Genomic DNA, 24,583 nt, shown 5'->3' with positions numbered 1-24,583 from the left:
TCATCAGGTCGGGCAGCCGGTGGGCGGCCCGGCTAGACGGCCATTCCGTAGACGATGGTGAAGAGGGTGCCGAGGGAGCCGATGATGAACACGCCGGTGAGGCCGGCGACGATCAGGCCCTTGCCCTGCTCCGCGCTGAACGTGTCGCGCAGTGCGGTCGCGCCGATGCGCTGCTTGGCCGCGCCCCAGATGGCGATGCCGAGGCAGAGGAGGATCGCGACGGCCATGACCACCTCGATCATGACCTTCGCTTCATTGCCGAGACTGCCGAACGGCCCCCAGTTCGGGGCGATTCCGCCGATGATGGTGGTGATGTCGCCCTTTTCGGCTGCCAGGATCATGTAACTCACCGCCCCTGTATGGGTAGTTCCGGTAGCCCGTGCCCGACGGCATGGGTCACGCACTATCTTCGCTGATGAAACCGCCGCCGTACGTCGACTTGACGTCTCTCTTTACTCGATCTCCCGCCCTTTGGCCCGCCCGCGCGCTCTGACCTGGGCAGGGGCGGCGGGTGGGCGGGAGAACATATGGTCACTCTGTGTATCACGGGGGGTGACCCCGGGCACATGATTGCCCTCTCGGCGTGCGGGGGGCCGCTCGGGTGGCCGCCGTTCGGCGCAGTGTGCGGGCGTGTCGTTGGGCCGAGTCGCTGACGTTCGTCCGACATTCCGTCAGTCGTTCCATCCCGACGGCGGGTTGCGGGGGATGCTCCAGGCCGTTCGGTAGGACGACGCGAGGAGTGGACGGATGGGTTCCGCAGTAAAGGCCGGTAGGCGGGCGTGGTTCGCCGGTGGTTTCGCAGTTCCGCTGGCGATCGCGCTCGCGGGCGCCTCGGTTCCGGCGATGGCTGCCACTCAGGGGACGGGCGCGGCGATCGCGCCCGGCTGGAGCAGCAGCAGGTGTCCGGAGCCGGACGCGAGGACGCTGCCGGCCAAGGCCCCCGGCAAGGCCGCGAAGGCCGCCAAGGCGAGGAAGGCGGCCAAGCCTGCGAACCCGTGCGCCGGGCCGAAGGGCGAGCGGGGTCCCCAGGGGCCCAAGGGCGACCGGGGACCGCAGGGGCCCAAGGGCGAGCACGGGCAGCAGGGGCCGAAGGGCGACCGGGGGCCGCAGGGGCCCAAGGGCGACCGCGGGCCGAACGGTCCGCACGGGCCGTGCGAGGACATCGACACGGCCCTGGGGGCGAGCGACACGGAGTTCAGCGCCGTGCTCCACCGGGGGAGGACGGCCCTGGGCGTACGGTCGACGGCGCCGCTCGGCTCGTACACCTGGAGGGACCTCACGACGCAGCTGAACCCGGGGCATCCGCGGAACGCGTGCGGGGTGTCGGTCGCCACCGTGGGCCTCACGGTGTACGTGAAGGTGCTGACGACCACGGGCGACGTCTTCGAGAACCAGTGCACGTACACGCCGGAGGCCGCGCTCACCTGCCCGTCGGGCTGGACGGCGATCATCAGGCCGTGAGCCGGTGCGGGTGCCGGTGCGGGTGCCGGTACGGGCGCCGGCACCCACACCGGCACCCGCTTCGTAGCCGGCTTACGCGGCCCAGTGGGCGGGTCGGACCAAGGTCGACGGGATCTTGGTCGCCGCGTCGCCCCGGGCCGCGGCAAGTTGGGGCTGGGTCAGGAAGAGGGCGCCCCGCAGGTCCGCCCCGCGCAGGTCGGCGTCGCGGAAGTCGGCGCCGATGAGGTCCGCGAGGCGCAGGTCGGCGCCGTTGAGGTTCGCGGCGATCAGGTAGGCGCCGCGCAGGTTGGCGCCGCGCAGGTCCGCGCCCGCGAGGCGGGCGCCCATGAGGTCGGCGCCGCGGTGGTTCTTCTTGCGGGCCGGGGCCTTGGCGCGGGCCAGTTCGCTGGCGCGCAGGAGGAGCGTGTTGACGCGCTGCCGGAGGGCGCCGACGTCCAGGGTGGTCAGGGCCTCCGCGTCGGCCGCGGTCCACTGCGCGGTCTCGGTCTGTGCGCGGCGCAGGTCCGCGTGGACCGGGGCGGCCGCCGGGAGGGTGAGTGCCTCGGTGACGTAGAAGAGCAGCTCGTGCAGTTGCCGCAGCACCGGGAAGACCTCGTACATCGCGCCGGCCGTGCCGGGGTGCGTACGCCAGTCCCGGCCGCCGAAGGTCACCTGGGAGGCCTGCTGGCCCGCGCCGAAGCAGTCGAAGACGGTGCAGCCCTGGAAGCCCTTGTCGCGCAGCCGGGTGTGGATGCCGCAGCGGAAGTCCTCCTGGAGGTTCTTGCAGGGGGTTCCGGCGGCCTTGTGCACCGCGAAGTCGTTGGACTTGGCGAAGGGCAGGGCTACGCAGCAGAGCGCGAAGCAGTTCGAGCAGTCTGCTTGCAGGACCGGGAGGACGGGGAGTGCGGGGGTGCCGGGTATGGCGGGGTTGGCGGACACCCCTCCATTGTGACCGGTCGGGGGCGCGCGGCCCGGTGAGGGGTTGATCGGGAGCGCCGGGGCGGTGAGCATCCCGTACATGACAGAAGTGATCGCAGTTGCCGTCATCACCCTCCTCGCCGTGATCAGTCCCGGCGCCGATTTCGCCATGGTCGTACGGAACAGCTACCTGTACGGGCGGCCCACCGGGCTGTTCGCGGCGGCCGGGGTCGCGGCCGGGGTGCTGGTGCACGTCTCGTACACGATGCTCGGGGTCGGTCTGCTCATCGCCTCCTCCACGGCCCTGTTCACGGCGATCAAGCTGGCGGGCGCCGCGTACCTGGTGTGGATCGGGATACGGACCTTCCGGGCGCGGGCCGAGGTCAGCGTCGACCTGGAGTCCAAGCCGGAGCTGACGCGGCTGGGCGCGCTGCGCTCCGGGTTCCTGACCAATGTGCTCAATCCGAAGACCACGCTGTTCGTCGTGTCGACGTTCACGCAGGTCGTCGATCCGCAGACGCCGCTGTGGCAGCAGGCCGGGTACGGGCTGTTCATGTCGGCGGCGCACCTGGGCTGGTTCGGCACGGTGGCGCTGTTCTTCTCGAACTCGCGGCTGCGCGACCGGATGCTGAAGGCGCAGAAGGCGTTGAACCGGGCGATCGGGTCGGTGCTGGTGGGGCTGGGAGTCGGGCTGGGCTTCGCCCGCTGAGGCGGCCCGCTGGGCCCGTGGGGTTCGGGGGAACCCGTGCGATCGGGCCGTGAGGTTCGGATCCGCCGGGTTTCCGGGAAGCCTGGCGGGACGGGTTACCTGTCGGTAGCGTTCCGGCCATGGCGATCTCCGAGGCGTTCTACGAGCGGGTCGATGCCGGCCGGTTCCTGGCCACCGAGTACACGCGCGGGCCGTGGGACCCGGGCTCGCAGCATGCCGGGCCGCCGGCCGCGCTGCTCGGGCGGGCCGTGGAGGAGCGGGAGGGCGCCCGCGCGGACATGCGGATCGCGAGGATCACGTACGAGATCCTGCGGCCGGTGCCGATCGGCGCGCTGGAGGTCACCACCTCGGTGCTCCGGGCCGGCCGCAGCACCGAGGTGGTCGAGGCCGCCCTCGGCCCGGCCGGGGCCGCGCCGGTGATGCTCGCGCGGGCGCTGCGGATCCGGGTGGCCGGGGAGGCCGTACCGGGCGTGGCGCCGGGGCCGCAGCTGCCGCCGCCCGGGGAGGTGGGGCCGACTCCGTTCTTCCCGGTGCCGTGGGAGACCGGCTACCACTCGGCGATGGAGACCCGGTTCACCGAAGGCGCCTTCGTCGAGCTGGGGCCGGGCACCTGCTGGATGCGGATGAAGGTGCCGCTCGTCGCCGGGGAGGAGCCCAGGCCGCTGGACCGGGTGCTGGTCGCCGCCGACTCGGGCAACGGGATCAGCTCGGTGATGGACTTCGGCCGGTACGTGTTCGTCAACAGCGACCTGACCGTGCACCTGCACCGCCACCCGGTGGGCGAGTGGGCCTGCGTGGAGGCCCGTACGAGCGTGGACGCGGGCGGGATCGGGCTCGCCGACGCCCGGCTGCACGACGAGAAGGGGCCCATCGGGCGCAGCGCGCAGAGCCTGTTCGTCGCACCGCGTTCCTGACCCCGCGTTCCCGACTCCGCGAGAGGGGTCAACCCGCCTGCCGCGCACGGGAGTCGGTGTGGCAGGCTCGTGCCGGTGGAGGCCCTGAGAGACGTCGACCCCGCCCGTATCGGGGCGCACGCGCTGCTGGCCCGGCTCGGTGCCGGAGGGATGGGGCAGGTGTACCTCGGGCGCTCGCCCGGCGGCCGCCTGGTGGCGGTGAAGGTGATCCGGGACGAGATCACCGGGCACCCGGAGGCCCTCGCCCGGTTCCGGCGCGAGGCCGAGACCGTACGGGCGGTGCGGTCGGCGTACACGGCGAACCTGATCGACGCCTCGCTGGCGGCGCCGCCGTTCTGGCTGGCGACGGAGTACGTGGCGGGGCCGACGCTCGGTCATGCCGTGGCGGAGCGCGGCGGTTTGCCCGCGGACACCTGCCGGCGGCTGTTCGCGGCCCTCGCGGAGGGGCTGGCGAGCGTCCACGCGTACGGGGTGACCCACCGGGACCTCAAGCCGCAGAACGTGATCCTGGGCGCGCAGGGCCCGCAGCTCATCGACTTCGGCATCGCGCGCGGCGTGGGCGAGACGGCCCTGACCCAGGACGGCCAGGCGCCCGGGACACCGGGGTACACGGCGCCCGAGGTGCTGCTCGGCGCCGGGGCGGGGGCCGCCGCGGACGTCTTCGCGCTGGGCGCGACGCTCGCGTACGCGGCGACCGGGCGGCCGCCGTTCGGTACGGGCGTGGCGGCGACGGTGGGCTACCGGGCGGTGCACGAGCCGATCGACGTGGCCGGGGTGGAGCCGGGGCTGGCGGCGCTGATCGAGGCGTGCGTGGCGAAGGACCCGGCGGCCCGGCCGGGGCCGGCGGAGGTGATCGCCCGGTGCGGGGTGCGGGACGCGCTGATCGACGATCCGGTGTACCTGGGGCTGGGGGCGCTGGGCGAGGCGGTGCCGGTGCACGAGATGCGGACGCAGGGCCCGGGCCTCCCGCCGGGCTACACCCCGACGCACGCCGCGGTTCCCGTACCGGGGCGGCGGGCGGGGTGGGGTTCGCCGCGGGCCGCGGCGTCCGTGGCCGTGGTCGCAACGCTGTCCCTGGCCGCCTGGATGCTGCTTCCGTCCGACGGGAAGGGCGAGGAGGGTCGGGGGCAGGACCGGGGCAAGGACGCTGCTGCCGCGCCCTCGGCGTCGCAAGGCGCGGCAGCCAAGCCGCCCGCCGAGTTCATCGAGGGCAATCAGATCTCGCACTACTTCTGGCTGCCCTCCACCGACCCGGAACGTGCCGCGCACGGCACCGGCGCGTGCAACATCGGGGCGGAGCAGAAGCCGCCCGGCGCGGACCTGCAGGTCGGCACCGAGGTCTCCGGGAAGTCTGTGACCATCAGGATGCGCGTGAAGTACGCCGAGAACAGCCAGACCAAACCCGATCCGTACTACGTGTCGGTGGCGGTCAGGTCCCCGCACGACCTCGATCCGCAGACCGGGCAGCCCTTCCCCATGGACAACCGTGCCGTGGGCTTCACCAGCAAGCCCGTCGACATCTACGGCAAATGGAACACGGGCGAGTTCCTGACGCTCAGGTACCCGGAAGACTTCGCGGAGCACGTGAACGGCAAGGCGCGCCCCGGCGTGCCCCTGGCGAACGACCCGGGGGACTGGACGGTGGTCTTCTACCACGTCGAGGATGACCCTGCGAAATACGCGAGTATCCACTGCACGGGCTTCCAAGCGGCCTAGTGGATCCGGCGACACGGGCGAATCACACGTTAAAGCGACGGGGATGGGGGAGTGTTGACGGGTGCGCAGATTCTGGATGGCAGGCGGGATCGGGATCGGGCTCTGTCTGAGCTTCCTCGTGCTGATCGTGGTGGGGACGTACTCGGCCGCGGCCGGCCTCGCCGGAGCCGGGGCGGCCGGGGGCCGGGCGCTGGGGCTGGCCAAGGGGGCCGTACCCGCGAAGTACCAGAGTCTGGTGCAGAAGTGGGGGACGCTGTGCCCGGCCATGACCCCGGCGCTGCTGGCCGCGCAGCTGTACTCGGAGAGCGGCTGGAATCCCAATGCCGTCAGCCCCGCCGACGCCCGCGGCATCGCCCAGTTCATCCCGGGCACCTGGGCCGGGCACGGCATCGACGGGGACGGTGACGGCGACCGCGACATCTGGGACCCCAACGACGCGATCCCCTCGGCGGCTTCGTACGACTGCGAGCTGGCCAAGGACGTGGCGGGCGTGCCGGGGGACGCGACGAGCAACATGCTCGCGGCGTACAACGCGGGGGCGTACGCGGTCATCAAGTACGGCGGCGTGCCTCCGTACAACGAGACCCAGGGGTACGTGAAGGCCATCACGACCCTTGCGAAGAGCTTCGAGCGGCCCATCGGGCGGGTCGCGCCCTCGCAGCAGGCGGCCGGGGCGATCTACTTCGCGCAGAAGCAGTTGGGGACGCCGTACCTGTGGGGCGGGAACGGGACGCCGGATCAGGACGGGCGGTTCGACTGCTCGGGTCTGACCAAGGCCGCGTACGAGTCGGTGGGGATCGAGCTGCCGCGCGTCGCCAACGACCAGTACAACGCCGGGTCGCATCCGTCGCGCGATGAACTGCTCCCCGGCGACCTGGTGTTCTTCTCCGATGATCTGACGAACTCCCGGGCGATCCACCACGTGGGCCTCTACGTGGGCGGCGGATACATGATCAACGCCCCTTACACCGGCGCCGTGATCCGGTTCGACAAGATCGACACCCCGGACTACTTCGGGGCGACGCGTGTCACCAAGGACGGGGCCGCGGCCCTTCCCGACCGGAGCGCCGACGCCAAGTCTTCCTAGTCACCGCGCCTTTGTCCACGCTTGCCCACGCTGCGTTAACCCAAGGCCCTGAGCTGCGACGACGAGTCTCTCTTCGATAACGTTGCCGTGATCATTCGGTGGAGAGTGGAACGCGCTGTTCAGAACGGGCGTTCCATGGACGCAGGCTTGATCAACGGGGGGGTTCAGGGGCGCACACCGGCGTGCGCCCGAGGGGAACCGAGCAAGGGCTAAGGGGCGCATCGCCATGGCTGGACTCACAACCGGTGGGCCGAACGTGGACGTAAGCCTGCTGTACGACATCAACGGACTGGCGCGGCACGCCCCGGCCGCGGTCGACCGGGCCGTCGGCCTCGTCGGCTCGTACGGGATCCCGCTGGCCCTGGTGCTCCTCTTCCTGTGGTGCTGGCACGGTACGCGCCGGCAGGACGAGGCCACGGCCGCCGAGTCGTTCGCCGCCCTCGTATGGGCTCCGCTCGCCGCCGCGCTCGTCCTCCTCGTGAACGTCCCGCTGCGCGCGTTCGTCGCCCGGCCGCGGCCGTTCGTCACGCACGGCGGCCTGGACGTGCTCGCCCCGTACTCCGGCCCCGGCGACTTCTCCTTCGTCAGCGGCCACGCCGGCCTCGCGATGGCCCTGGGCGTCGGCCTGTTCATCGCCCACCGCAAGCTCGGGCTCATCGGGATCGGGCTGGCCCTCGCCGAGGGCCTCTGCCGGGTGTACCTCGGCGTCCACTACCCCACCGACGTCATCGGCGGCTTCGCGCTCGGCACCGCCGTCGTCCTGCTGCTCGCCCCGCTCGCGATGGCGCTGCTGACCCCGGTGGTGCGGGCGGTGGCCCGCTCGCCGCGCGCCGGCCGGCTGGTCCGGGCCAAGCGCCGCGCCCTGGCCCGCCCGGTGGACCTCGCGCAGCCGCCGGCCCCGCACGAGAGCGACCTCGCCGCGTAGGAGTACGAGGAGGAGCGGGAGCCGCGGGTCCGGCTCACGGCCGCCCGTACGCGTGCCATACGGAGACCAGGACCGCCGCCAGCAGGCACAGGCCCGCTCCGCCGAAGCACAGGCGGACCGCCCTCGGGCGGGGGCGCGGACTCACGGGTCGCCGCTCTCCGCGCCGCTGCCCTCCGAGTCGTCCTCGCGGCGGTACCGGGAGCGCAGCCACAAGCCGGTGGCCACGGCCGCCGTGGTGGTCGCCCCGATGGCCAGGGCCACGTCGGCCGGGCCGTCCGCCGAACCCGTCGGGCGGGCCGAGGCCGCGGCGGCGGGCGTGAGCACGATGAGCAGGGCCCAGAGGAGGGCGGCGACGCGGGGTGCGGGTCCTGGCATGCAACCAGGGCATCCGCTCCCGGGGACCCCGGCCAGCCGGGCCGTCCGAACGGGCGACCCGCCGGGCTTCCCGGTCAGGTGGTGGGGTGCCGGTCCGCGTCCCTGCGGGCCAGATCGCGGGAGCGGCGGGCCGGGCCTCTCCAGCCGCAGGTGCAGGAGGCAAGGCAGAAAGCCCCGCGCTCGGCGGTGCTCGTGGTGTGCCCGGTGGGCCCGGTGGGTGGCCGCTCCGTGGGACGGGAGTGCGGCGCGACGTCAAGCGGAGGGACAAGCGACGCTTTGCTCTGCGAATCCACACCACCACGGTACCCGGACCGCTTGGGGCCCCGGGACCGAGGCGACCGTGACGGGAAACCCCGGACCTCGTTAACCGGAGCGGGTGGGGGCCTCGGGCAAGCAGCGGTCATGCGTTGGGGGTTGGCAGGCGATGGTGGTGCACCAGCACAGGCGGCGGCGCGGGCGTGCGGGTGAGGTGGCGCTCGCCCTCGGCATGGCCGTGACCCTGGCCGCGGTCGGCGGGTGCGCGGGCGCGGCCAAGGACGACGGCCGGCCCCCCGCCGACCCGGCCGCGACCGTACGGGGAGCCGCCGACCGGCTGGCGAAGACCGGCAGCGCGCAGGCCCGTACGGCCATGGAGATGGCCACGGGCGGGACCCGGGTCACGATCCGCGGCGAGGGCGGCGTCGACTTCAAGAACCGGATGGGCCAGCTCCTGGTGATGCTCCCGGCGGACGCGGCCGGCAAGGACGAGCACCGGCCCATCACCGAGCTGCTCGTCCCCGGGGCCCTGTACATGAAGAACCGGGGCGCGGGCGTCCCCGACGACAAGTGGGTGCGGGTCGACACGACGGCCCTCGCCGACGGGAACCTCGTCACGGGCGGGGCCACCGATCCGCTGGCCGCGGCCGAGCTGCTGCGCGGCGTACAGGAGGCGACGTACGTGGGAGAGACCGAGGTGGCGGGCACCAAGGTGCGGCACTACCGCGGGACCACCGACATCGGGCAGGCCGCGAAGAACGCCTCACCGGCGGTCAAGGGGGCACTGGAGGCGGCGGCGAAAGGGTTCAGCAAGGACGCCGTGCCGTTCGACGTCTACCTCGACGAGGAGGGCCGGCTGCGGAAGGTCCGGCACCGCTTCAGCTACGTCAACAATGGCGTGATCGATGTCTCCTCGACCACGCTGCTCTACGGGTTCGGGACGCCGGTGAAGGTCGTATTGCCCGCAAGCGGGGACATTTACGCCGGGAAGATCGCCGAATAGCCGGCCGGACGGTGCCGGGGCGGCGCGATCGGGCCATGGCCCGGTATCCGGAAATGGTCCATCCGTGTCATGCGCACAGCGCCCCGCCCTCCCTACGCTGAGACGGCCCCTGACCGATGACGGCAGATCGAGGTGACACGCGTGACTCCCGCAGGCGGTACGACGGTGCAGGACCACGTGGCGCTCGCCGAGATCGAGCTGTGCGGCGAGCTGATCATCGCGGCGTCCGCGGCGGACGAGGAGCGGCTCAGCCAGGACCGGATCGACGAGGTCCTGATGGGTCTCGGGCTGTAGCCGCCGCCGTACCGGGTCAGGTGCGCAGCAGGCGGGCGATCGCCTTCGTCGCTTCCTCGACCTTGGCGTCGATCTCGTCCCCGCCCTTGACGGCGGCGTCGGCGACGCAGTGCCGCAGGTGCTCTTCGAGCAGCTGGAGCGCGAAGGACTGGAGGGCCTTCGTGCTCGCCGAGACCTGGGTGAGTATGTCGATGCAGTAGACGTCCTCGTCGACGAGCCGCTGTAGACCGCGGATCTGGCCCTCGATGCGGCGCAGCCGCTTGAGGTGCTCGTCCTTCTGGTGGTGGTAGCCGTGCACCGCGCCCGTGGCGGTAGCGGTGGCAGTGGAGGTCCCGGTCGCCGTTCCCGTACCTGTGGTGACGTCGGCTCCGGAGCCCTCCGCCTCGATGGCAGTCATGCGTCCTCCCGTGGTCCGGATCGAGGGGGATGGATACCCCTCATGGGTATAGGGTACTGGGCCCCGGACGGAGCGGCAGGGGCCCGTGGTCCTCACTCTGCCTGATGGAGGACACTGGGTAATCGCCCGGAACCGCCGGTTAGCCCTGGCCGGGGGATGCGCCTAGCATCAGCCTGACCGAATCCAATGCACCCCGAGGACCTCACGTGCGATTTCGTCTGACCCCCAGGGAGACGAGCTTCTACGACATGTTCGCCGCATCCGCGGACAACATCGTCACGGGCTCGAAGCTCCTGATGGAACTGCTCGGAGCGGACTCCTCCGCCCGGGCCGAGATCGCGGAGCGGATGCGGGCAGCCGAGCACGCGGGGGACGACGCCACACACGCGATCTTCCACCAGCTGAACTCCTCCTTCATCACGCCGTTCGACCGCGAGGACATCTACAACCTGGCCTCGTCGCTCGACGACATCATGGACTTCATGGAGGAGGCCGTCGACCTGGTCGTCCTGTACCAGGTGGAGGAGCTCCCCAAGGGTGTCGAGCAGCAGATCGAGGTGCTGGCGCGGGCGGCGGAGCTGACCGCCGAGGCCATGCCGCACCTGCGGACGATGGACAACCTGACCGAGTACTGGATCGAGGTCAACCGCCTCGAGAACCAGGCCGACCAGATCCACCGCAAGCTGCTCGCACAGCTCTTCAACGGCAAGTACGACGCCATCGAGGTGCTGAAGCTCAAGCAGATCGTCGACGTGCTCGAAGAGGCGGCCGACGCGTTCGAGCACGTCGCGAACACGGTGGAGACCATCGCGGTCAAGGAGTCCTGAACCTCGTGGACACCTTCGCTCTGATCGTGACCATCGGTGTCGCGCTCGGTTTCACGTACACCAACGGTTTCCACGACTCGGCGAACGCGATCGCGACCTCGGTCTCGACCCGCGCGCTGACCCCGCGCGCCGCCCTCGCGATGGCCGCGGTGATGAACCTCGCCGGTGCCTTCCTGGGCAGCGGGGTCGCCAAGACGGTCAGCGAGGGGCTGATCGAGACGCCCCAGGGCAACCGGGGCATGTGGATCCTCTTCGCGGCGCTGGTCGGCGCGATCGTCTGGAACCTGATCACCTGGTACTTCGGGCTCCCCTCGTCCTCCTCGCACGCGCTGTTCGGCGGCATGGTCGGCGCGGCGCTGGCCGGCGGTACCGAGGTCATCTGGTCGGGTGTGGTCGACAAGGTCGTCATCCCGATGTTCGTCTCGCCGGTCGTCGGCCTGCTCGTCGGCTACCTGGTGATGGTCGCCATCCTGTGGATGTTCCGCCGGGCCAACCCGCACAAGGCCAAGCGCGGCTTCCGTATCGCGCAGACGGTGTCCGCGGCCGGTATGGCGCTGGGCCACGGCCTCCAGGACGCGCAGAAGACGATGGGCATCGTGATGATGGCCCTGACCATCGCGGAGCTGCAGACCGAAGGTTCCGAGATCCCGGTCTGGGTCAAGATCGTGTGTGCCGTGATGCTCTCGCTCGGTACGTACGCGGGCGGCTGGCGCATCATGCGGACCCTCGGCCGCAAGATCATCGAGCTGGACCCGCCGCAGGGCTTCGCCGCCGAGACCACCGGTGCCTCGATCATGTTCGGCTCGGCGTTCCTGTTCCACGCGCCGATCTCCACCACCCACGTGATCACCTCGGCGATCATGGGCGTGGGCGCGACCAAGCGGGTCAACGCGGTCCGCTGGGGTGTCGCCAAGAACATCGTGATGGGCTGGTTCATCACCATGCCGGCCGCGGCCCTGGTCGCCGCGCTCAGCTTCTGGATCGTGGACCTGGCCTTCGTCTAGGACGGCGATCCGAGAACGAAAGCGGGCCGGCTCCCCCCACCCAGGGGGAGCCGGCCCTTTTCTTTCGCCTTGCGGTGGCACCGCCATGCAGCACCGCAGGACGTTGTGCACATCCGAGGGGCTTCGGTTTAGCCGAAGCGGCCCGAGATGTAGTCCTCGGTCGCCTGGACGGACGGGTTCGAGAAGATCCGGTCCGTGTCGTCGATCTCGATGAGCTTGCCGGGCTGGCCGACAGCCGAGAGGTTGAAGAACGCGGTGCGGTCGGAGACGCGGGCGGCCTGCTGCATGTTGTGCGTCACGATGACGATCGTGAAGCGCTCCTTGAGCTCGCCGATCAGGTCCTCGATCGCGAGGGTGGAGATCGGGTCCAGGGCCGAGCAGGGCTCGTCCATCAGCAGGACCTCCGGCTCGACCGCGATGGCGCGGGCGATGCACAGGCGCTGCTGCTGGCCGCCGGAGAGGCCGGAGCCCGGCTTGTTCAGGCGGTCCTTGACCTCGTTCCAGAGGTTCGCGCCCTTCAGCGACCGCTCCACGATGTCCGTGAGCTCGGACTTCTTGAAGCTGCCGTTCAGGCGCAGGCCCGCCGCCACGTTGTCGAAGATCGACATGGTGGGGAAGGGGTTCGGACGCTGGAAGACCATGCCGACCGTGCGGCGGACCGCGACCGGGTCGACGCCGGCGCCGTACAGGTTCTCGTCGTCCAGGAGCACCTTGCCCTCGACGCGGCCGCCGGGGGTGACCTCGTGCATGCGGTTCAGGGTGCGCAGGAAGGTGGACTTGCCGCAGCCGGACGGGCCGATGAAGGCGGTCACGGAGCGCGGCTCCACGGTCATCGAGATGTCATCGATGGCCTTGTGGGCGCCGTAGAAGGCGGACAGTCCGCTGACGTCGATTCGCTTCGCCATGAGGGGTCACTTCGCTTTCATACAGTCGCGTCAGCGACCGGTCTTCGGGGCCTTCCAGCGGGCGATGCCGCGGGCCACCAGATTGAGGATCATGACGAAGGCGATCAGGACGAGCGCTGCGGCCCATGCCCGGTCGTAGGAGGCGTCACTGCCGACCTTGTACTGCTCCCAGATGTACAGGGGGAGCGAGGACTGAGCACCTTCGAAGGGGTTCGGGTTGATCAGCTGGGTACCGAAGACCAGCAGCATGATCGGCGCGGTCTCACCGGCGATGCGGGCGACGGCCAGCATGACGCCGGTCGCGATGCCGCCGATGGCGGTGGGGAGCACGACCTTGAGGATCATGCGCCACTTCGGCACGCCGAGGGCGAGGGCGGCCTCGCGCAGCTCGTTCGGGACGAGCTTCAGCATCTCCTCGGTGGAGCGGACCACGACGGGCATCATCAGGATCGACAGGGCCATCGAGCCGGCGAAGCCGGAGGGGCCGAAGCCGAGCGCCAGGTTCCAGGTCGTGAGGATGAACAGACCCGCGACGATGGAGGGGATGCCGGTCATGACGTCGACGAAGAAGGTCACGGCCTTGGCGAGCGAGCCCTTGCCGTACTCGACCAGGTAGACGGCGGTCAGCAGGCCGATCGGCGCCGCGATCAGGGCGGCCAGGGCGACCTGCTCGATGGTGCCGAGCAGCGCGTGGTAGACGCCGCCGCCCTCCTCGAAGCTGGTGACGCCGTTCATCGAGTGGGTGAGGAAGTCGCCGGAGAGGGCCTTGATGCCGCGGCTGACGGTGGTCCAGATCAGCGAGAGCAGCGGGATGACCGCGAGGACGAAGCAGACCCACACGAGGGAGGTCGCGATGCGGTCCTTGGCCTGGCGGCGGTTCTCGACGATCGCGCTGGAGGTGTAGGTGATCACGACGAACAGGATCGAGGCGATCAGGCCCCACTGGACCTTGCTGTGCAGGTCGGCGACGACGCCGATGCCGCAGCCGAGGGCGATCGAGAGGACCGCGGTGCCGGCCGGGGCCCAGCGGGGGAGGCCGCCTCGGGTGAGGCCGGCGGGAGCGGCGGACTTGCGGGCCGGGGCCGGCCGCTGGTCCTGGAGTGCGTGGCTCATCAGGCGTTCGCCCCCGAGAAGTCCTTGCGGCGAGCGATGATCAGGCGAGCTGCACCGTTGACCAGCAGGGTGAGCAGGAAGAGGACCAGACCGGAGGCGATCAGCGCGTCGCGGCCGAACTCGTTGGCCTCGTCGAACTTCGCGGCGATGTTCTGCGCGAACGTGCCGCCGCCCGGGTCCAGGATGTGCCCGTTGATCAGGAAGCTCGGGGACAGGACGGTCGCGACGGCCATGGTCTCGCCCAGCGCGCGGCCGAGGCCGAGCATCGAGGCGGAGATGACGCCGGAGCGGCCGAAGGGCAGCACCGACATGCGGATGACCTCCCAGCGGGTCGCGCCGAGGGCCAGGGCGGCCTCCTCGTTCATGCGCGGGACCTGGAGGAAGACCTCGCGGCTGACGCTGGTGACGATCGGCAGGATCATGATCGCGAGCAGGATGCCGACGGTGAAGAGCGAGCGGGCGACGCCGACCTGGGTCTTGTCGAAGACGTAGGTCCAGCCCATGTACTCGTCGAGCCAGAGGTTGAGGCCTGCGAGCTGCGGGACGAGGAAGAGGGCGCCCCAGATGCCGTAGATGATCGACGGCACGGCGGCCAGCAGGTCGACCACGTACGCGAGGGGCGCGGCCAGCTTGCGCGGCGCGTAGTGCGAGATGAAGAGGGCGATGCCGACAGCGATCGGAACCGCGATGGCCATCGCGATGATCGAGCTGACGACGGTGCCGAAGAGCAGGACGGCGATGCCGAAGACGGGCGGGTTGGCCGACGCGTTCCAGTCGAAGGTGGTGAGGAAGTTCCCCTCGTTCTTCGACAGTGCGATCGAGGCGCGGTAGGTGAGGAAGATGGCGATCGACGCCATGATCACCAGGAGCAGGATGCCGGAGCCCTTGGAGAGCCCGGCGAAGATCTTGTCACCGGCTCGGCCGGTGGACCTCGCGCTCTTGGAGACAGGCGGAGCCTGGTCTATCTGGGTGGGTGTGGTGGAAGCCATGATCTTTCCGGTCTGGGTGGGGGGAAGGCCCCCTGGCGGCGGTGCACCGGATCCCCTGGGTGGAGGGGAGGGTCCTCGGGCGCCGGGCAGTTCGGACGGGAACTGCCCGGCATCCGGGGCTCAGTGATTAGGACAGCGAGTTGATGACTTCGCGGACCTTGGTGTTGATCTCGGCCGGGATCGGCGCGTAGCCGTTCTCGGAGAGGACCTTCTGGCCCGCGTCCGAGGCGGTGTAGTTCAGGAAGGACTTGACGGTCGGGAGCGTCTCGGCCTTGTTGCCCTTGTCGCAGACGACCTCGTACGTCACCAGGACGATCGGGTAGGCGCCCTCGGCCTTGGTGGTGTAGTCGAGCTTCAGCGCCAGGTCGGAGCCGGTGCCGGCGATCTTGGCGGCGGCGATGGCCTTCGAGGCGCTCTCGGAGGAGGCCTTGACCGGGGCGGCGGCGCCCGTGTTCACGTCGACCGTCTTGATGCTCTGCGAGGAGGCGTAGGACAGCTCGAAGTAGCCGATCGCGCCGTCAACGGCCTTCACCTGGGAGGCGACACCGGCGGAGCCGGTCGCGGCCTGACCACCGGGGGCCGGCCACTTCTTGGCGGCCTCGTACGTCCAGGCCTCGGGAGCGGCGGCCTTGAGGTACTTGCCCAGGTTCTCGGTGGTCCCCGAGTCCTCGGAGCGGTGGAAGGCCTGGATGGCGGTGGAGGGAAGCGTGACGCCGGGGTTCAGCTTCTTGATCGCCTCGTCGTCCCACTTCTTGATCTTGTCGTTGAAGATGTTGGCGAGGGTGGGGGCGTCCAGCGTCAGCTTGTCCACGCCGGCGACGTTGAAGCCGATGGCGATCGGGCCGCCGACCATGGGCAGGTTGATGCCCTGGCCACCGGTGCAGATCTTCTTCGACTCCTCGACGGCGTCGGGCTTCAGCGCGGAGTCCGAGCCGGCGAAGCCGACGGTGCCCTGGTTGAAGGCGACGATGCCCTCACCGGAGGAGGAGGACTTGTAGTTGACCTCGACGCCCGAGCAGGCGGCCATGTAGTTCTTGACCCACAGGTCCACGGCGTTCTTCTGGGCGGAAGAGCCGGAGGCCAGGAGCTTGCCCTTGGCGCCGTCGCACTTGACGTCGCCGGCGGCGGCCGCGGAGGGCTTCGCCGATCCGTCGGCGGTCTTCGTGTTGTTGTCCGAGCCGCACGCCGTGAGGACCAGGGCGCCGGACACGACAAGCGCCCCGAGGGCGGAGGCACGAAGCATGTTCTTGCGCTGAAGCTTCACTTTTCGGGTGTTCCTTCCAGAAGCCGCCGGCCGCTTTCTGTATCGGGGCGGCGTGCGAAGAGGACTACGTCGGATTGCACGGCGTGTCATTCGATCTGGTGGGCGACTCGCTCCGTGCACCACTGAAATTAGGCAGATCAGGTGAAGTGGCCGACCGGGGCAAGTGAACGGACGGTGAACCGTGGCGGACGGCCTGGTGTGGATGGCCGGGTTTGCTCCGGAGTGTCATCCGCCGTTGTCCCGTCGTTACCGTTATGTGACCCCCGGAGGGGTGCTTCCCCGGGTCCTGCGCGGACCCGGGGGTGGCTGAATCTTTTCGGTCTCCGCCCGGTCAGGGGGCGGCGGCCGGTACGGGCTGCCACAGGCCCTGGAAGGTGAAGCGGGCCGCCTCCACCTCGTGCCGCTGGTCTGCGTGGAGGACGCCCAGGGCGTACGCCGTCGCCGGGGCGATGCGCGGGGTGCGGGCCGCCGTCGCCGAGGCGGCCGCGGCCTCGGCGGCGTCGCGGTGGCGGTCCAGGGCCTGGCCGGCCGCCGCCAGCCGGGCCACGTCCTCGCCCAGGGCCTCCCGGGCGTAGCGGTGGACCCGCAGCAGCCGGCGCACCTCGTGCCAGGAGCCGTCGTGGTCGGCGTTGTACGGCTGGGACTCGGCGGCGTGCGGCAGCGCCGAGACGGCCGCCGCCAGCCGGGTGCGGGCCACCTCCGCCAGCGGGATCAGGACCTCGTCCACCCGCCCCCGGGCCGCGACCGGGTCCAGCGGCACCTCGGAGGCCAGTACGGCCACGGCGTCCGCGACCGCGTGGAACCGGGACGAGCCCAGCGCCTGCAGGGTCGCGGAGTGGGCGCGGGTCCGGGCCAGCGTGAGCTGGCGCTCCAGCAGGGCGCCGGCGCGCGCCGAGCCCACCGTCAGCGCGCCCGCGGCGCCCCGGGGCGCGGGCACCTCCGGGGAGCCCGACAGCCGGTGCAGCGCGTCCAGCAGCCGGGTCAGCCGGGCGGCGTACGCGTGCTCGTCCGCCAGGGTCGAGGACAGCCACACCAGCTCGGTGCGCAGCCCGTCGGCCCACGAGGACTCGGTCACCACCCGGAAGGTGGACAGGGACCCGCTGATCCGGCGCGCAGCCCCCCGCAGGCCGCGCGCCGCATCGCTGCCCTCCGCGGCGTCGGCCCCGCTCTCCTCGTGGAGGCGGAGCCCGCGCAGGAAGGCGGTGGCCTGGGCCCGCAGGTACGTGCCGAGCACGTCACCCGCGGAGCCCTCTCCACGCGCTGTCAGGTCATGGTTTGGCAGAGCCACGCCGGCGCCTCCGGGCGTCTATGAGCATCTCCTGAACGTGCCGCAGCGGCTGGCCTTCGTGGTCCGTGCTGTGCCGGGTCCATTCGCCGTCCGGGCCCAGGTGCCAGGAGGAGGTGGCGTCGGACATGCCGGTCTCCAGCATCCGGTCCAGTGCCGCGCGGTGGGCCGGGTCGGCGACCCGGACCAGTGCCTCGATGCGGCGGTCGAGGTTGCGGTGCATCATGTCGGCGCTGCCGATCCACACCTCGGGCTCGCCGCCGTTGCCGAAGGCGAAGACCCGGGAGTGTTCCAGGAAGCGGCCGAGGATCGAGCGGACCCGGATGTTGTCCGAGAGCCCGGGGACCCCGGGGCGCACGGCGCAGATGCCGCGGACCCAGATGTCGACGGGCACTCCCGCCTGGGAGGCCCGGTAGAGCGAGTCGATGAGCGCCTCGTCGACGATCGAGTTCATCTTGAGGCGCACGTACGCGGGGCGGCCGGCCCGGTGGTGGGCGGCCTCCTTGTCGATCCGCGAGATCAGGCCGTCGCGCAGCGAGCGCGGGGCCACCAGCAGGCGGCGGTAGGTCTCGCGGCGCGAGTAGCCGGACAGCCGGTTGAAGAGGTCGGAGAGGTCCGCGCCGACCTGCGGGTCGGCGGTGAGCAGGCCGAGGTCCTCGTACAGGCGGGCGGTCTTGGGGTGGTAGTTGCCGGTGCCGACGTGGGAGTAGCGGCGCAGCGTGTCGCCCTCCTGGCGGACCACGAGCGACAGCTTGCAGTGGGTCTTGAGGCCCACCAGGCCGTACACGACGTGGCAGCCGGACTCCTCCAGCTTGCGGGCCCATTTGATGTTGGCCTGCTCGTCGAAGCGGGCCTTGATCTCGACGAGTACGAGGACCTGCTTGCCGGATTCCGCGGCGTCGATCAGGGCGTCCACGATCGGGGAGTCGCCGGAGGTCCGGTACAGCGTCTGCTTGATCGCGAGGACGTCCGGGTCGGCGGCGGCCTGCTCCAGGAAGGCCTGTACCGAGGTGGAGAAGGAGTCGTACGGGTGGTGCAGCAGTACGTCCCGCTCGCGCAGCGCGGCGAAGATGTCGGGCGCGGAAGCGGACTCGACCTCGGCGAGGTCGCGGTGGGTGCCGGCGACGAACTTGGGGTACTTCAGCTCGGGCCGGTCCAGGGAGGCGATGCCGAAGAGGCCGGTGAGGTCCAGCGGGCCGGGCAGCGGGTAGACCTCGGCGGCCGAGACGTTCAGCTCCTGTACGAGGAGGTCCAGGACGGCGGGGTCGATGGACTCCTCGACCTCCAGGCGCACCGGCGGGCCGAAGCGGCGCCGCATGAGCTCCTTCTCCAGGGCCTGGAGCAGGTTCTCCGCGTCGTCCTCCTCGACCTCCAGGTCCTCGTTGCGGGTCACCCGGAACATGTGGTGGTCCAGGACCTCCATGCCGGGGAAGAGCTCCTCCAGGTGCGCGGCGATGACGTCCTCGAGGGGGACGTAGCGCTGCGGGGAGGCCTCCAGGAAGCGCGAGAGCAGCGGCGGGACCTTGACGCGCGCGAAGTGGCGGTGGCCGCTGACGGGGTTGCGGACGACGACCGCGAGGTTCAGCGAGAGCCCGGAGATGTACGGGAACGGGTGCGCGGGGTCCACGGCCAGCGGGGTGAGCACCGGGAAGATCTGGTTCCGGAACAGCGTGAAGAGGCGGGCCTGCTCCTTCTCGGTGAGGTCCGGCCAGCGGATGAGGTGGATGCCCTCTTCGGCGAGCTGCGGGGAGATGTCCTGCTGGAAGCAGGCGGCGTGCCGGGCCATGAGCTCGCGCGAGCGGGTCCAGATCAGGTCCAGCACTTCGCGGGGCTGGAGGCCTGAGGCCGAACGGGTGGCGACGCCGGTCGCGATGCGCCGCTTGAGGCCGGCGACGCGGACCATGAAGAACTCGTCGAGGTTGCTCGCGAAGATCGCCAGGAAGTTGGCGCGCTCCAGGAGCGGGGTCGCCGGGTCCTCGGCCAGCTCCAGGACCCGCTCGTTGAAGGCCAGCCAGCTGCGCTCGCGGTCGAGGAAGCGCCCTGCGGGGAGCTCGTCGCCGTCCTTGTCGTCGTAGGCGTCCAGGTCGGCGTCGAGATCGGGCGCGAGGCCGGGCTCCAGGCCGGAGTGCGGGCGGTGCGCGGCTATGGAGCCGATCCGCGCGGGCTTGGCCGCCGGGCCGGGGGCGGCCGGGGAGGCGTCGGCAGACGTGTGAGACGGGTGCTGGGCAGGAACCTCGGCGGGGCCTGCGCTGGGCTGGGGGCTCATGACTCCATTGTTCCGCGCAGGCGGCAGGACAGGCGCGTCGGACGGGTTTGCCGTCAGTCGGAGTCGGGGCTGCATGCCGGGAGACTCCCAAGCGCTCATGAAGGTCCGGTGAATGGCGCATGGCTTCCAGGCTCCGGGTGGTGCACGAGTACGTCTTTTACGTCGTTTCCGCGCCCGGAATGATCCGGCGCGTCCCCTGTGTCCCCGGCGTGCGCCCGGAGCGCGGGGCCTGTCCGTGGACGGGCCCTCGCTCTCCGTGGCCGCTGGCCGGGCTTCCGGTCGGCCTTCGCCCCGGCCCTGCGGCCGGCCTTCCGCCCGCCCTCCGTCAGCTCTCGGTGCGGTACATCAGGTCGACCTCGTGGGTGCTGAAGCCGAGGCCCTCGTACACGGCCAGAGCCGCCGGGTTGTCGGCGTCCACGTACAGCATCGCGGTGGGCAGGCCCGCCCCCGCGAGGTGGTGCAGGCCGATCGCGGTGAGGGCCTTGCCGAGGCCGCCGCCCTGGGCGCCGGGACGGACGCCGAGCACGTAGACCTCCCCGAGCCGCTCCTCGGCGTGCACCTTCGTCCAGTGGAAGCCGATCAGCTCCCCGTCCCGCTCGGCGAGGAAGAAGCCCTTGGGGTCGAACCAGGGCTGCGTGATCCGGTCGTTCAGGTCCCGCTGGGTCAGCGAGCCCTGCTCGGGGTGGTGGGCGAAGGCGGCCGAGTTCACCGCGAGCCAGGCCGCGTCGTCCTGGCCGGGCACGAAGGTCCGTACGGTCACCCCGGCGGGCAGCACCACCTCGGGCAGCGGGGGCCCGTCCGGGCCCAGCGGGCGGCGCAGCTGGCGCAGCTCCCGGAACAGGGTCAGGCCGAGCACCTGCGCGAGGTGGCGGGCGGCCGACTTGCCGCCGTGCGCCCACACCCGGATCCGCTTGCCCGAGGCGGCCAGCAGGGCCGAGCCCAGGGCCCGCCCGTGCCCGCGCCCGCGCAGCGCGGGGTGGACGACGAGCTCGGCGGCGGGGGCCTCCACCGGATCGGTGTCCTCCAGCTGCCCGTATCCGGCGAGCCGGCCCTTCTCGGTGAGCAGGAAGTGCCGGATCCCCTCGCGGCGCCCGCCGCGCAGCTGGAGGCGGCCCTGCTCGGACACGGCGGTGGTGCCGTCCGTCCGCGCCGCGTCCTCGATGAGGGCGAGCACGGCGTCGGCCTGTTCCTCCGTCAGCTCGTCGAGGGTCTGAATCTGGCGTCCCGGCTCCAGGGCCGCTGCTGCGTCGTCAGTCATGCGTCGAGCCTACGACCGCGGGAGGCGCCCGCGGTGGTGTGCGTGCGGCGGACCGGCGGTGAGCCGTCTTCTACGTGTAACCAGTCCGACACCCGTACCCCCTGTCGTGCTACGCGCGTTGACCATAGGCTGCCGCCGACCTCCCGAGTTTTACCGCTGTCCAAAAGGGGACTAAATGTCAGCGACGCCACAACGGCACCGCCGAACCCGCCGGTTGACCTTCGCCGCCATCGCCGTCACGGCCGGTGCCGGAGCGATGGTCGCGGCCGCACTGCCGGCCGGTGCCGCGAGTGGTGGCGGTGCCGGCAAGAGCCGCACCGTCGACGTGCAGATGCTGTCGTTCAACGACTTCCACGGCACCCTGGAGCCCCCGCAGGGCTCGTCCGGCACCGTGACCGAGCGTCAGGCGGACGGCACCACCAAGGCGATACCCGCGGGTGGCGTCGAGTACCTGGCGACCAGCCTGCGCGAGGCCCGCAAGGGCCACGAGTACTCCGTCACCGCCGCGGCCGGCGACATGATCGGCGGCAGCCCGATGCTGTCGGGCCTCTTCCACGACGAGCCCACCGTCGAGGCGCTGAACAAGCTGAAGCTGGACGTCAGCAGCGTCGGCAACCACGAGTTCGACGAGGGCAAGACCGAGCTGCGCCGCATGGCGTATGGCGGCTGCCACCCGGTCGACGGCTGCTTCGAGTCCGGCAAGGAGTACACGGGCGCCGAGTACAAGTACCTCGCGGCGAACGTCACGGACGAGAAGACCAAGCGTCCGCTGATGAACCCGACCTTCATCTGGCAGAAGGGGGACGTGAAGATCGGCTTCATCGGCGTCACCCTGGAGGGCACGCCGGACGTCGTCACCGCCGACGGGGTCAAGGGCCTGAAGTTCGGCGACGAGGTCGAGACGATCAACAAGTACGCCGCCGACCTGAACAAGCAGGGCGTCAAGTCGATCGTCGCGCTCATCCACGAGGGCGGCCTGCCCGCGAACGGCGCCTACAACTACGACTGCGACGCCCCGGGCGCCGGCGCCGGCATCTCGGGCGCGATCGTGGACATCGCCAAGAACGTGGACCCGAAGGTCGACGCCCTGGTGACCGGCCACACGCACCAGGCGTACGCCTGCAACATCCCGGACCCGGCGGGCAACCCGCGCATGGTGACCTCGGCCGCCTCGTACGGCCGCCTGTTCACGGACACCACGCTCACGTACGACCGTCAGACCAAGGACATCGTCCGTACGGCGGCCCTCGCGCCGAAGCCGGTCAACAAGGTCGTCACCCGGGACCAGCCCAAGGCCCCGGACATGACCGAGCTGATCACCCGCTGGAACGCGCTGGCGGCCCCGGTCGCGAGCCGTCCGATGGGCTACATCTCGGCGGACATCGCGGGCCGCGGCTCCGAGGCGCCCGAGAAGCCGCTCGGCGACATGATCGCCGACGCTCAGCTGGAGGCCACGGCCCCGGCCGCCAAGGGCGGCGCGCAGCTGGCGATCATGAACCCGGGCGGCATCCGCGCCGACCTGGCCTACAAGGCCGCGGGCGCCGAGGGCGACGGCGTCGTGACGTACGGCGAGTCCTACACGGTCCAGCCGTTCAACAACCTGATGAACGTGGTGGACCTGACGGGCGCGCAGCTGATCACCGCGCTCCAGCAGCAGGTCAGCGGCCCGGTCAACGGCCCGAACCCGAAGATCCTGCAGGTCTCGAAGGGCTTCACGTACACCCTGGACATGACGAAGACGGGCGCGGACCGCATCGTCGTGGACTCGGTGAAGCTGAACGGCGCGGCGATCGACCCCGCCAAGACCTACCGGGTCGCGATGAACGAGTTCCTCGCGGGCGGCGGTGACGGTTTCACCGTCCTGAAGGAGCACAAGAACAAGCTGGTCGGCGTGCCCGACCTGGAGGCCTTCAACACCTACCTCGCGAAGTCGACCGAGGCGGCCCCGTTCGCCCCGCCGGCGGCGGACCGCATCACGGTCGTCAAGTAACACCCGCGCACAGCACGCGCCCGAAGGGGCGGTGGGCCTTCCCGGCCCGCCGCCCCTTCGGCGTGTCCGCCCCGGACCCCCGTACCGGAGCGAAGCGGAGCGGAGCGGTCAGAGGTCCGCGAGGAACTTCCGGACGGCCTCGTGGAACTCCTCGGGGTGGGTGAACGGCAGGAAGTGCTCCGCGTCCACAGGTGTGTACGAGGTCCCCGGCCGGCGGGAGACCATCGCGTCGGCCGTCTCCTGCCGGAGCGTCTGGCTGCGCGTGCCGTGGACCAGCAGCGCCGGGCAGTGGCTCGCGAGCCAGGTGTCCCAGTGGTCGCCGCGGCAGGCCTCGGCGGAGTCGATCATGTCCTGCGGGTGGAACGGCAGCCGCCAGCCGCCGTCGGGGAGCGGGCGCAGCGCCCGCTCGACGAACTGCGAGCCCACCGGCCCGGCCGCGGCGAGGAGTTCCTCGCGGGTGGGGGCGGTGTACCGCATGTCGCGCAGGAAGCCGAAGAGCGCTCCCGCCGTGTCGGGATCGATCGCCACGGTGGCGTCCACGTTGACGAGGGCCGTGATCCGGTCGGGGTGGGCGGCGGCCAGGTGGTAGGCGTTGAACCCGCCGAGGGAGTAGCCGAGGAGGGCCACGGGGGCGTCGAGGCCGAGGTGGTCGAGGAGCGCGACGGCGTCCGAGAGGTAGCCCTCGCGGCCGTAGTCGTCGGCCCGGTCGGAGTCACCGTGGCCGCGCTGGTCGGGGGCGATGACCCGCCAGGCGTCGCCCAGGGCGTCGGCGAGGCCGGCGAAGGCGAGGCCCTCGGACATGCCCCCGTGCAGGGCGAGCAGCGGGCGGCCCGGGCCGCCGAAGTCCAGGTACGACAGCGTGCGGCCGTCGATCGTCAGCGTGTGGCGCATGGCTTGGCTCTCCCCTGTGAGTCATGCGGTGGCGGTGGCGGTGGCGGTGCGGTCGTGCGGTACGGGGACGAGCCTGCCAGGATTTGGGCAAGCGCGCAATACGAATGTCTTGGGCGCTTGCCCAAATGCTGCCGCGGATACGATCCCGGCATGGGAAATCGCGAGGACCTGCTGGCCGGAGCGCGCCGCTGCCTGGAGGAGAAGGGCTACCTGCGCACGACCGTGCGCGACATCGCCTCGGCGTCGCAGGTGAGCATGGCCGCGATCGGCTACCACTTCGGCTCGCGCGAGGCCCTGCTCAACCTCGCCCTCTTCGCCGCCATGGACGAGTGGGCGGCCGGGTCCGGCCGGCTCGCCGGCCAGGGCGCCACCACCGCGGAGCGGTACGCCGACACCTGGGACCGCAAGATCCGCGACTTCGGCGACATGCGCTGGCTCTGGACCGCCTCCGTCGAAGCCTTCGTCCACGCCCAGTCCTCGCCCGAGCTGCTCGCCACCCTCGCCGAGAACCAGCGCCAGGCTCGCCGCATGGTGGCCGCGCAGCTGCGCGGGGTCCCCGGGGACGCGGTCACCGAGGAGGACGTACGGTCCCTCGGGTCGGTGCACATCGCGCTGCTGAGCGGGGTGATGGTGCAGGCGCTGACCGACCCGGAGCAGACGCCGACGGGCCGGGAGCTCGCCCAAGGCCTGCGCGCCATGGCCGAGTTGCTCGAAAGCTGAGGACTACCGAAGGGTAGTAAAGCCGCGTCCCGCACGCC

At 71.1% G+C, this 24,583-nt stretch carries 24 protein-coding genes; 12 read left to right on the top strand and 12 right to left on the bottom strand.

Going from position 1 to position 24,583, the window contains the following annotated elements; genetic code table 11:
- Nucleotides 1-32: 32 nt before the first annotated feature.
- Complete coding sequence (locus tag IF02_RS0115175) at nt 33-341, bottom strand: hypothetical protein (protein WP_008742356.1); 309 nt, start codon at nt 339-341, stop codon at nt 33-35.
- Between the two features lie 406 nt (nt 342-747).
- Between IF02_RS0115175 and IF02_RS34810 the strand changes: the two genes are divergently transcribed.
- On the top strand, nt 748-1,461 hold the full coding sequence (locus IF02_RS34810; protein WP_051696232.1) for a collagen-like protein: 714 nt from the start codon (nt 748-750) through the stop codon (nt 1,459-1,461).
- A 72-nt stretch (nt 1,462-1,533) separates the two neighbouring features.
- On the opposite strand, the gene IF02_RS0115165 is transcribed toward IF02_RS34810, so the two are convergent.
- Nucleotides 1,534-2,379 carry a pentapeptide repeat-containing protein gene (locus tag IF02_RS0115165; protein WP_234318212.1) on the bottom strand — a complete coding sequence of 282 codons (846 nt, stop codon included), beginning with the start codon at nt 2,377-2,379 and terminating at the stop codon, nt 1,534-1,536.
- A gap of 79 nt (nt 2,380-2,458) precedes the next feature.
- Between IF02_RS0115165 and IF02_RS0115160 the strand changes: the two genes are divergently transcribed.
- The 5 genes from IF02_RS0115160 (at nt 2,459) to IF02_RS0115140 (ending at nt 7,709) form a co-directional block, all read left to right on the top strand.
- Nucleotides 2,459-3,067, top strand: a complete 609-nt coding sequence (locus tag IF02_RS0115160; RefSeq protein ID WP_030157130.1) for a LysE family translocator — start codon at nt 2,459-2,461, stop codon at nt 3,065-3,067.
- A gap of 119 nt (nt 3,068-3,186) precedes the next feature.
- Entirely contained in the window at nt 3,187-3,981 is a 795-nt protein-coding gene (locus IF02_RS0115155; protein WP_030157128.1) for a thioesterase family protein, read from the top strand.
- Nucleotides 3,982-4,056: 75 nt separating this feature from the next.
- Complete coding sequence (locus IF02_RS0115150; RefSeq protein WP_030157126.1) at nt 4,057-5,697, top strand: serine/threonine-protein kinase; 1,641 nt, start codon at nt 4,057-4,059, stop codon at nt 5,695-5,697.
- 76 nt (nt 5,698-5,773) lie between these two features.
- The gene (locus tag IF02_RS0115145) at nt 5,774-6,784 is read left to right on the top strand and encodes an NlpC/P60 family protein (protein ID WP_030157125.1); all 1,011 of its coding nucleotides are present in this window, start codon (nt 5,774-5,776) and stop codon (nt 6,782-6,784) included.
- Between the two features lie 226 nt (nt 6,785-7,010).
- Nucleotides 7,011-7,709: a phosphatase PAP2 family protein gene (locus IF02_RS0115140; RefSeq protein ID WP_030157123.1), complete on the top strand. Its 699-nt coding sequence runs from the start codon at nt 7,011-7,013 to the stop codon at nt 7,707-7,709.
- A 141-nt stretch (nt 7,710-7,850) separates the two neighbouring features.
- Here IF02_RS0115140 and IF02_RS0115135 read toward each other — a convergent pair whose 3' ends face one another.
- Nucleotides 7,851-8,084: a hypothetical protein gene (locus IF02_RS0115135; protein ID WP_030157121.1), complete on the bottom strand. Its 234-nt coding sequence runs from the start codon at nt 8,082-8,084 to the stop codon at nt 7,851-7,853.
- 424 nt (nt 8,085-8,508) lie between these two features.
- Here IF02_RS0115135 and IF02_RS0115130 point away from each other — a divergent pair, with 424 nt between their 5' ends.
- Complete coding sequence (locus IF02_RS0115130) at nt 8,509-9,342, top strand: hypothetical protein (RefSeq protein ID WP_030157120.1); 834 nt, start codon at nt 8,509-8,511, stop codon at nt 9,340-9,342.
- A gap of 141 nt (nt 9,343-9,483) precedes the next feature.
- Nucleotides 9,484-9,636, top strand: coding sequence for a hypothetical protein (locus IF02_RS35175; protein ID WP_165937309.1), 153 nt, complete (start codon nt 9,484-9,486; stop codon nt 9,634-9,636).
- Between the two features lie 16 nt (nt 9,637-9,652).
- Here the strand turns inward: IF02_RS35175 and IF02_RS0115120 are convergent, their stop codons facing one another.
- On the bottom strand, nt 9,653-10,033 hold the full coding sequence (locus IF02_RS0115120; protein ID WP_030157118.1) for a metal-sensitive transcriptional regulator: 381 nt from the start codon (nt 10,031-10,033) through the stop codon (nt 9,653-9,655).
- A 206-nt stretch (nt 10,034-10,239) separates the two neighbouring features.
- Here IF02_RS0115120 and IF02_RS0115115 point away from each other — a divergent pair, with 206 nt between their 5' ends.
- Together IF02_RS0115115 and IF02_RS0115110 are read left to right on the top strand one after the other, a co-directional pair.
- On the top strand, nt 10,240-10,860 hold the full coding sequence (locus IF02_RS0115115; RefSeq protein ID WP_030157116.1) for a DUF47 domain-containing protein: 621 nt from the start codon (nt 10,240-10,242) through the stop codon (nt 10,858-10,860).
- Between the two features lie 5 nt (nt 10,861-10,865).
- Nucleotides 10,866-11,864 (top strand): inorganic phosphate transporter, encoded by a 999-nt coding sequence (locus tag IF02_RS0115110; RefSeq protein ID WP_030157114.1) that lies wholly within the window; start codon nt 10,866-10,868, stop codon nt 11,862-11,864.
- Between the two features lie 128 nt (nt 11,865-11,992).
- Here the strand turns inward: IF02_RS0115110 and pstB are convergent, their stop codons facing one another.
- The 7 genes from pstB to mshD form a co-directional block, all read right to left on the bottom strand.
- On the bottom strand, nt 11,993-12,769 hold the full coding sequence (gene pstB, locus IF02_RS0115105) for a phosphate ABC transporter ATP-binding protein PstB (RefSeq protein WP_030157113.1): 777 nt from the start codon (nt 12,767-12,769) through the stop codon (nt 11,993-11,995).
- A gap of 30 nt (nt 12,770-12,799) precedes the next feature.
- Nucleotides 12,800-13,882 carry a phosphate ABC transporter permease PstA gene (pstA, locus tag IF02_RS0115100; RefSeq protein ID WP_030157112.1) on the bottom strand — a complete coding sequence of 361 codons (1,083 nt, stop codon included), beginning with the start codon at nt 13,880-13,882 and terminating at the stop codon, nt 12,800-12,802.
- Nucleotides 13,882-14,871, bottom strand: a complete 990-nt coding sequence (gene pstC, locus IF02_RS0115095) for a phosphate ABC transporter permease subunit PstC (RefSeq protein ID WP_030157111.1) — start codon at nt 14,869-14,871, stop codon at nt 13,882-13,884. The genes pstA and pstC overlap by 1 nt, the downstream gene beginning before the upstream one ends.
- A gap of 127 nt (nt 14,872-14,998) precedes the next feature.
- Nucleotides 14,999-16,135, bottom strand: a complete 1,137-nt coding sequence (gene pstS / locus IF02_RS0115090; protein WP_030157110.1) for a phosphate ABC transporter substrate-binding protein PstS — start codon at nt 16,133-16,135, stop codon at nt 14,999-15,001.
- 331 nt (nt 16,136-16,466) lie between these two features.
- Nucleotides 16,467-17,423 carry a CHAD domain-containing protein gene (locus tag IF02_RS0115085; protein WP_030157109.1) on the bottom strand — a complete coding sequence of 319 codons (957 nt, stop codon included), beginning with the start codon at nt 17,421-17,423 and terminating at the stop codon, nt 16,467-16,469.
- A complete protein-coding gene (locus IF02_RS0115080; protein ID WP_030157108.1) occupies nt 17,404-19,686 on the bottom strand; it encodes an RNA degradosome polyphosphate kinase in 2,283 nt (760 codons plus the stop codon). The genes IF02_RS0115085 and IF02_RS0115080 overlap by 20 nt, the downstream gene beginning before the upstream one ends.
- Nucleotides 19,687-20,011: 325 nt before the next feature.
- Complete coding sequence (gene mshD, locus IF02_RS0115075; protein WP_030157107.1) at nt 20,012-20,944, bottom strand: mycothiol synthase; 933 nt, start codon at nt 20,942-20,944, stop codon at nt 20,012-20,014.
- Nucleotides 20,945-21,119: 175 nt separating this feature from the next.
- On the opposite strand from mshD, the gene IF02_RS0115070 reads away from it, so the two are divergent.
- Nucleotides 21,120-22,934, top strand: a complete 1,815-nt coding sequence (locus IF02_RS0115070; RefSeq protein WP_030157105.1) for a bifunctional metallophosphatase/5'-nucleotidase — start codon at nt 21,120-21,122, stop codon at nt 22,932-22,934.
- A 108-nt stretch (nt 22,935-23,042) separates the two neighbouring features.
- On the opposite strand, the gene IF02_RS0115065 is transcribed toward IF02_RS0115070, so the two are convergent.
- Entirely contained in the window at nt 23,043-23,825 is a 783-nt protein-coding gene (locus IF02_RS0115065) for an alpha/beta fold hydrolase (RefSeq protein WP_030157104.1), read from the bottom strand.
- A gap of 150 nt (nt 23,826-23,975) precedes the next feature.
- On the opposite strand from IF02_RS0115065, the gene IF02_RS0115060 reads away from it, so the two are divergent.
- Nucleotides 23,976-24,545 carry a TetR/AcrR family transcriptional regulator gene (locus tag IF02_RS0115060; protein ID WP_030157102.1) on the top strand — a complete coding sequence of 190 codons (570 nt, stop codon included), beginning with the start codon at nt 23,976-23,978 and terminating at the stop codon, nt 24,543-24,545.
- The last annotated feature ends 38 nt before the right edge of the window (nt 24,546-24,583 follow it).

The organism is Streptomyces sp. NRRL S-244, from assembly GCF_000717915.1.
In the GTDB taxonomy this organism is placed as follows: domain Bacteria; phylum Actinomycetota; class Actinomycetes; order Streptomycetales; family Streptomycetaceae; genus Streptomyces.
Note: the sequence above shows the minus strand (reverse complement) of the source record. Positions and strands in the feature narration are given on the sequence as shown.

What these genes read in the sequence shown, in the direction of transcription:
- pstC (WP_030157111.1), bottom strand. Translation starts at nt 14,871, where the DNA reads ATGGCTTCCACCACACCCACCCAGATAGACCAGGCTCCGCCTGTCTCC.
- IF02_RS0115140 (WP_030157123.1), top strand. Translation starts at nt 7,011, where the DNA reads ATGGCTGGACTCACAACCGGTGGGCCGAACGTGGACGTAAGCCTGCTG.
- mshD (WP_030157107.1), bottom strand. Translation starts at nt 20,944, where the DNA reads ATGACTGACGACGCAGCAGCGGCCCTGGAGCCGGGACGCCAGATTCAG.
- IF02_RS0115065 (WP_030157104.1), bottom strand. Translation starts at nt 23,825, where the DNA reads ATGCGCCACACGCTGACGATCGACGGCCGCACGCTGTCGTACCTGGAC.
- IF02_RS34810 (WP_051696232.1), top strand. Translation starts at nt 748, where the DNA reads ATGGGTTCCGCAGTAAAGGCCGGTAGGCGGGCGTGGTTCGCCGGTGGT.
- IF02_RS0115120 (WP_030157118.1), bottom strand. Translation starts at nt 10,033, where the DNA reads ATGACTGCCATCGAGGCGGAGGGCTCCGGAGCCGACGTCACCACAGGT.
- IF02_RS0115160 (WP_030157130.1), top strand. Translation starts at nt 2,459, where the DNA reads ATGACAGAAGTGATCGCAGTTGCCGTCATCACCCTCCTCGCCGTGATC.
- IF02_RS0115155 (WP_030157128.1), top strand. Translation starts at nt 3,187, where the DNA reads ATGGCGATCTCCGAGGCGTTCTACGAGCGGGTCGATGCCGGCCGGTTC.
- IF02_RS0115080 (WP_030157108.1), bottom strand. Translation starts at nt 19,686, where the DNA reads ATGAGCCCCCAGCCCAGCGCAGGCCCCGCCGAGGTTCCTGCCCAGCAC.
- IF02_RS0115135 (WP_030157121.1), bottom strand. Translation starts at nt 8,084, where the DNA reads ATGCCAGGACCCGCACCCCGCGTCGCCGCCCTCCTCTGGGCCCTGCTC.
- pstB (WP_030157113.1), bottom strand. Translation starts at nt 12,769, where the DNA reads ATGGCGAAGCGAATCGACGTCAGCGGACTGTCCGCCTTCTACGGCGCC.
- IF02_RS0115175 (WP_008742356.1), bottom strand. Translation starts at nt 341, where the DNA reads ATGATCCTGGCAGCCGAAAAGGGCGACATCACCACCATCATCGGCGGA.
- IF02_RS0115145 (WP_030157125.1), top strand. Translation starts at nt 5,774, where the DNA reads ATGGCAGGCGGGATCGGGATCGGGCTCTGTCTGAGCTTCCTCGTGCTG.
- pstA (WP_030157112.1), bottom strand. Translation starts at nt 13,882, where the DNA reads ATGAGCCACGCACTCCAGGACCAGCGGCCGGCCCCGGCCCGCAAGTCC.
- IF02_RS0115060 (WP_030157102.1), top strand. Translation starts at nt 23,976, where the DNA reads ATGGGAAATCGCGAGGACCTGCTGGCCGGAGCGCGCCGCTGCCTGGAG.
- IF02_RS0115130 (WP_030157120.1), top strand. Translation starts at nt 8,509, where the DNA reads ATGGTGGTGCACCAGCACAGGCGGCGGCGCGGGCGTGCGGGTGAGGTG.
- IF02_RS0115070 (WP_030157105.1), top strand. Translation starts at nt 21,120, where the DNA reads ATGTCAGCGACGCCACAACGGCACCGCCGAACCCGCCGGTTGACCTTC.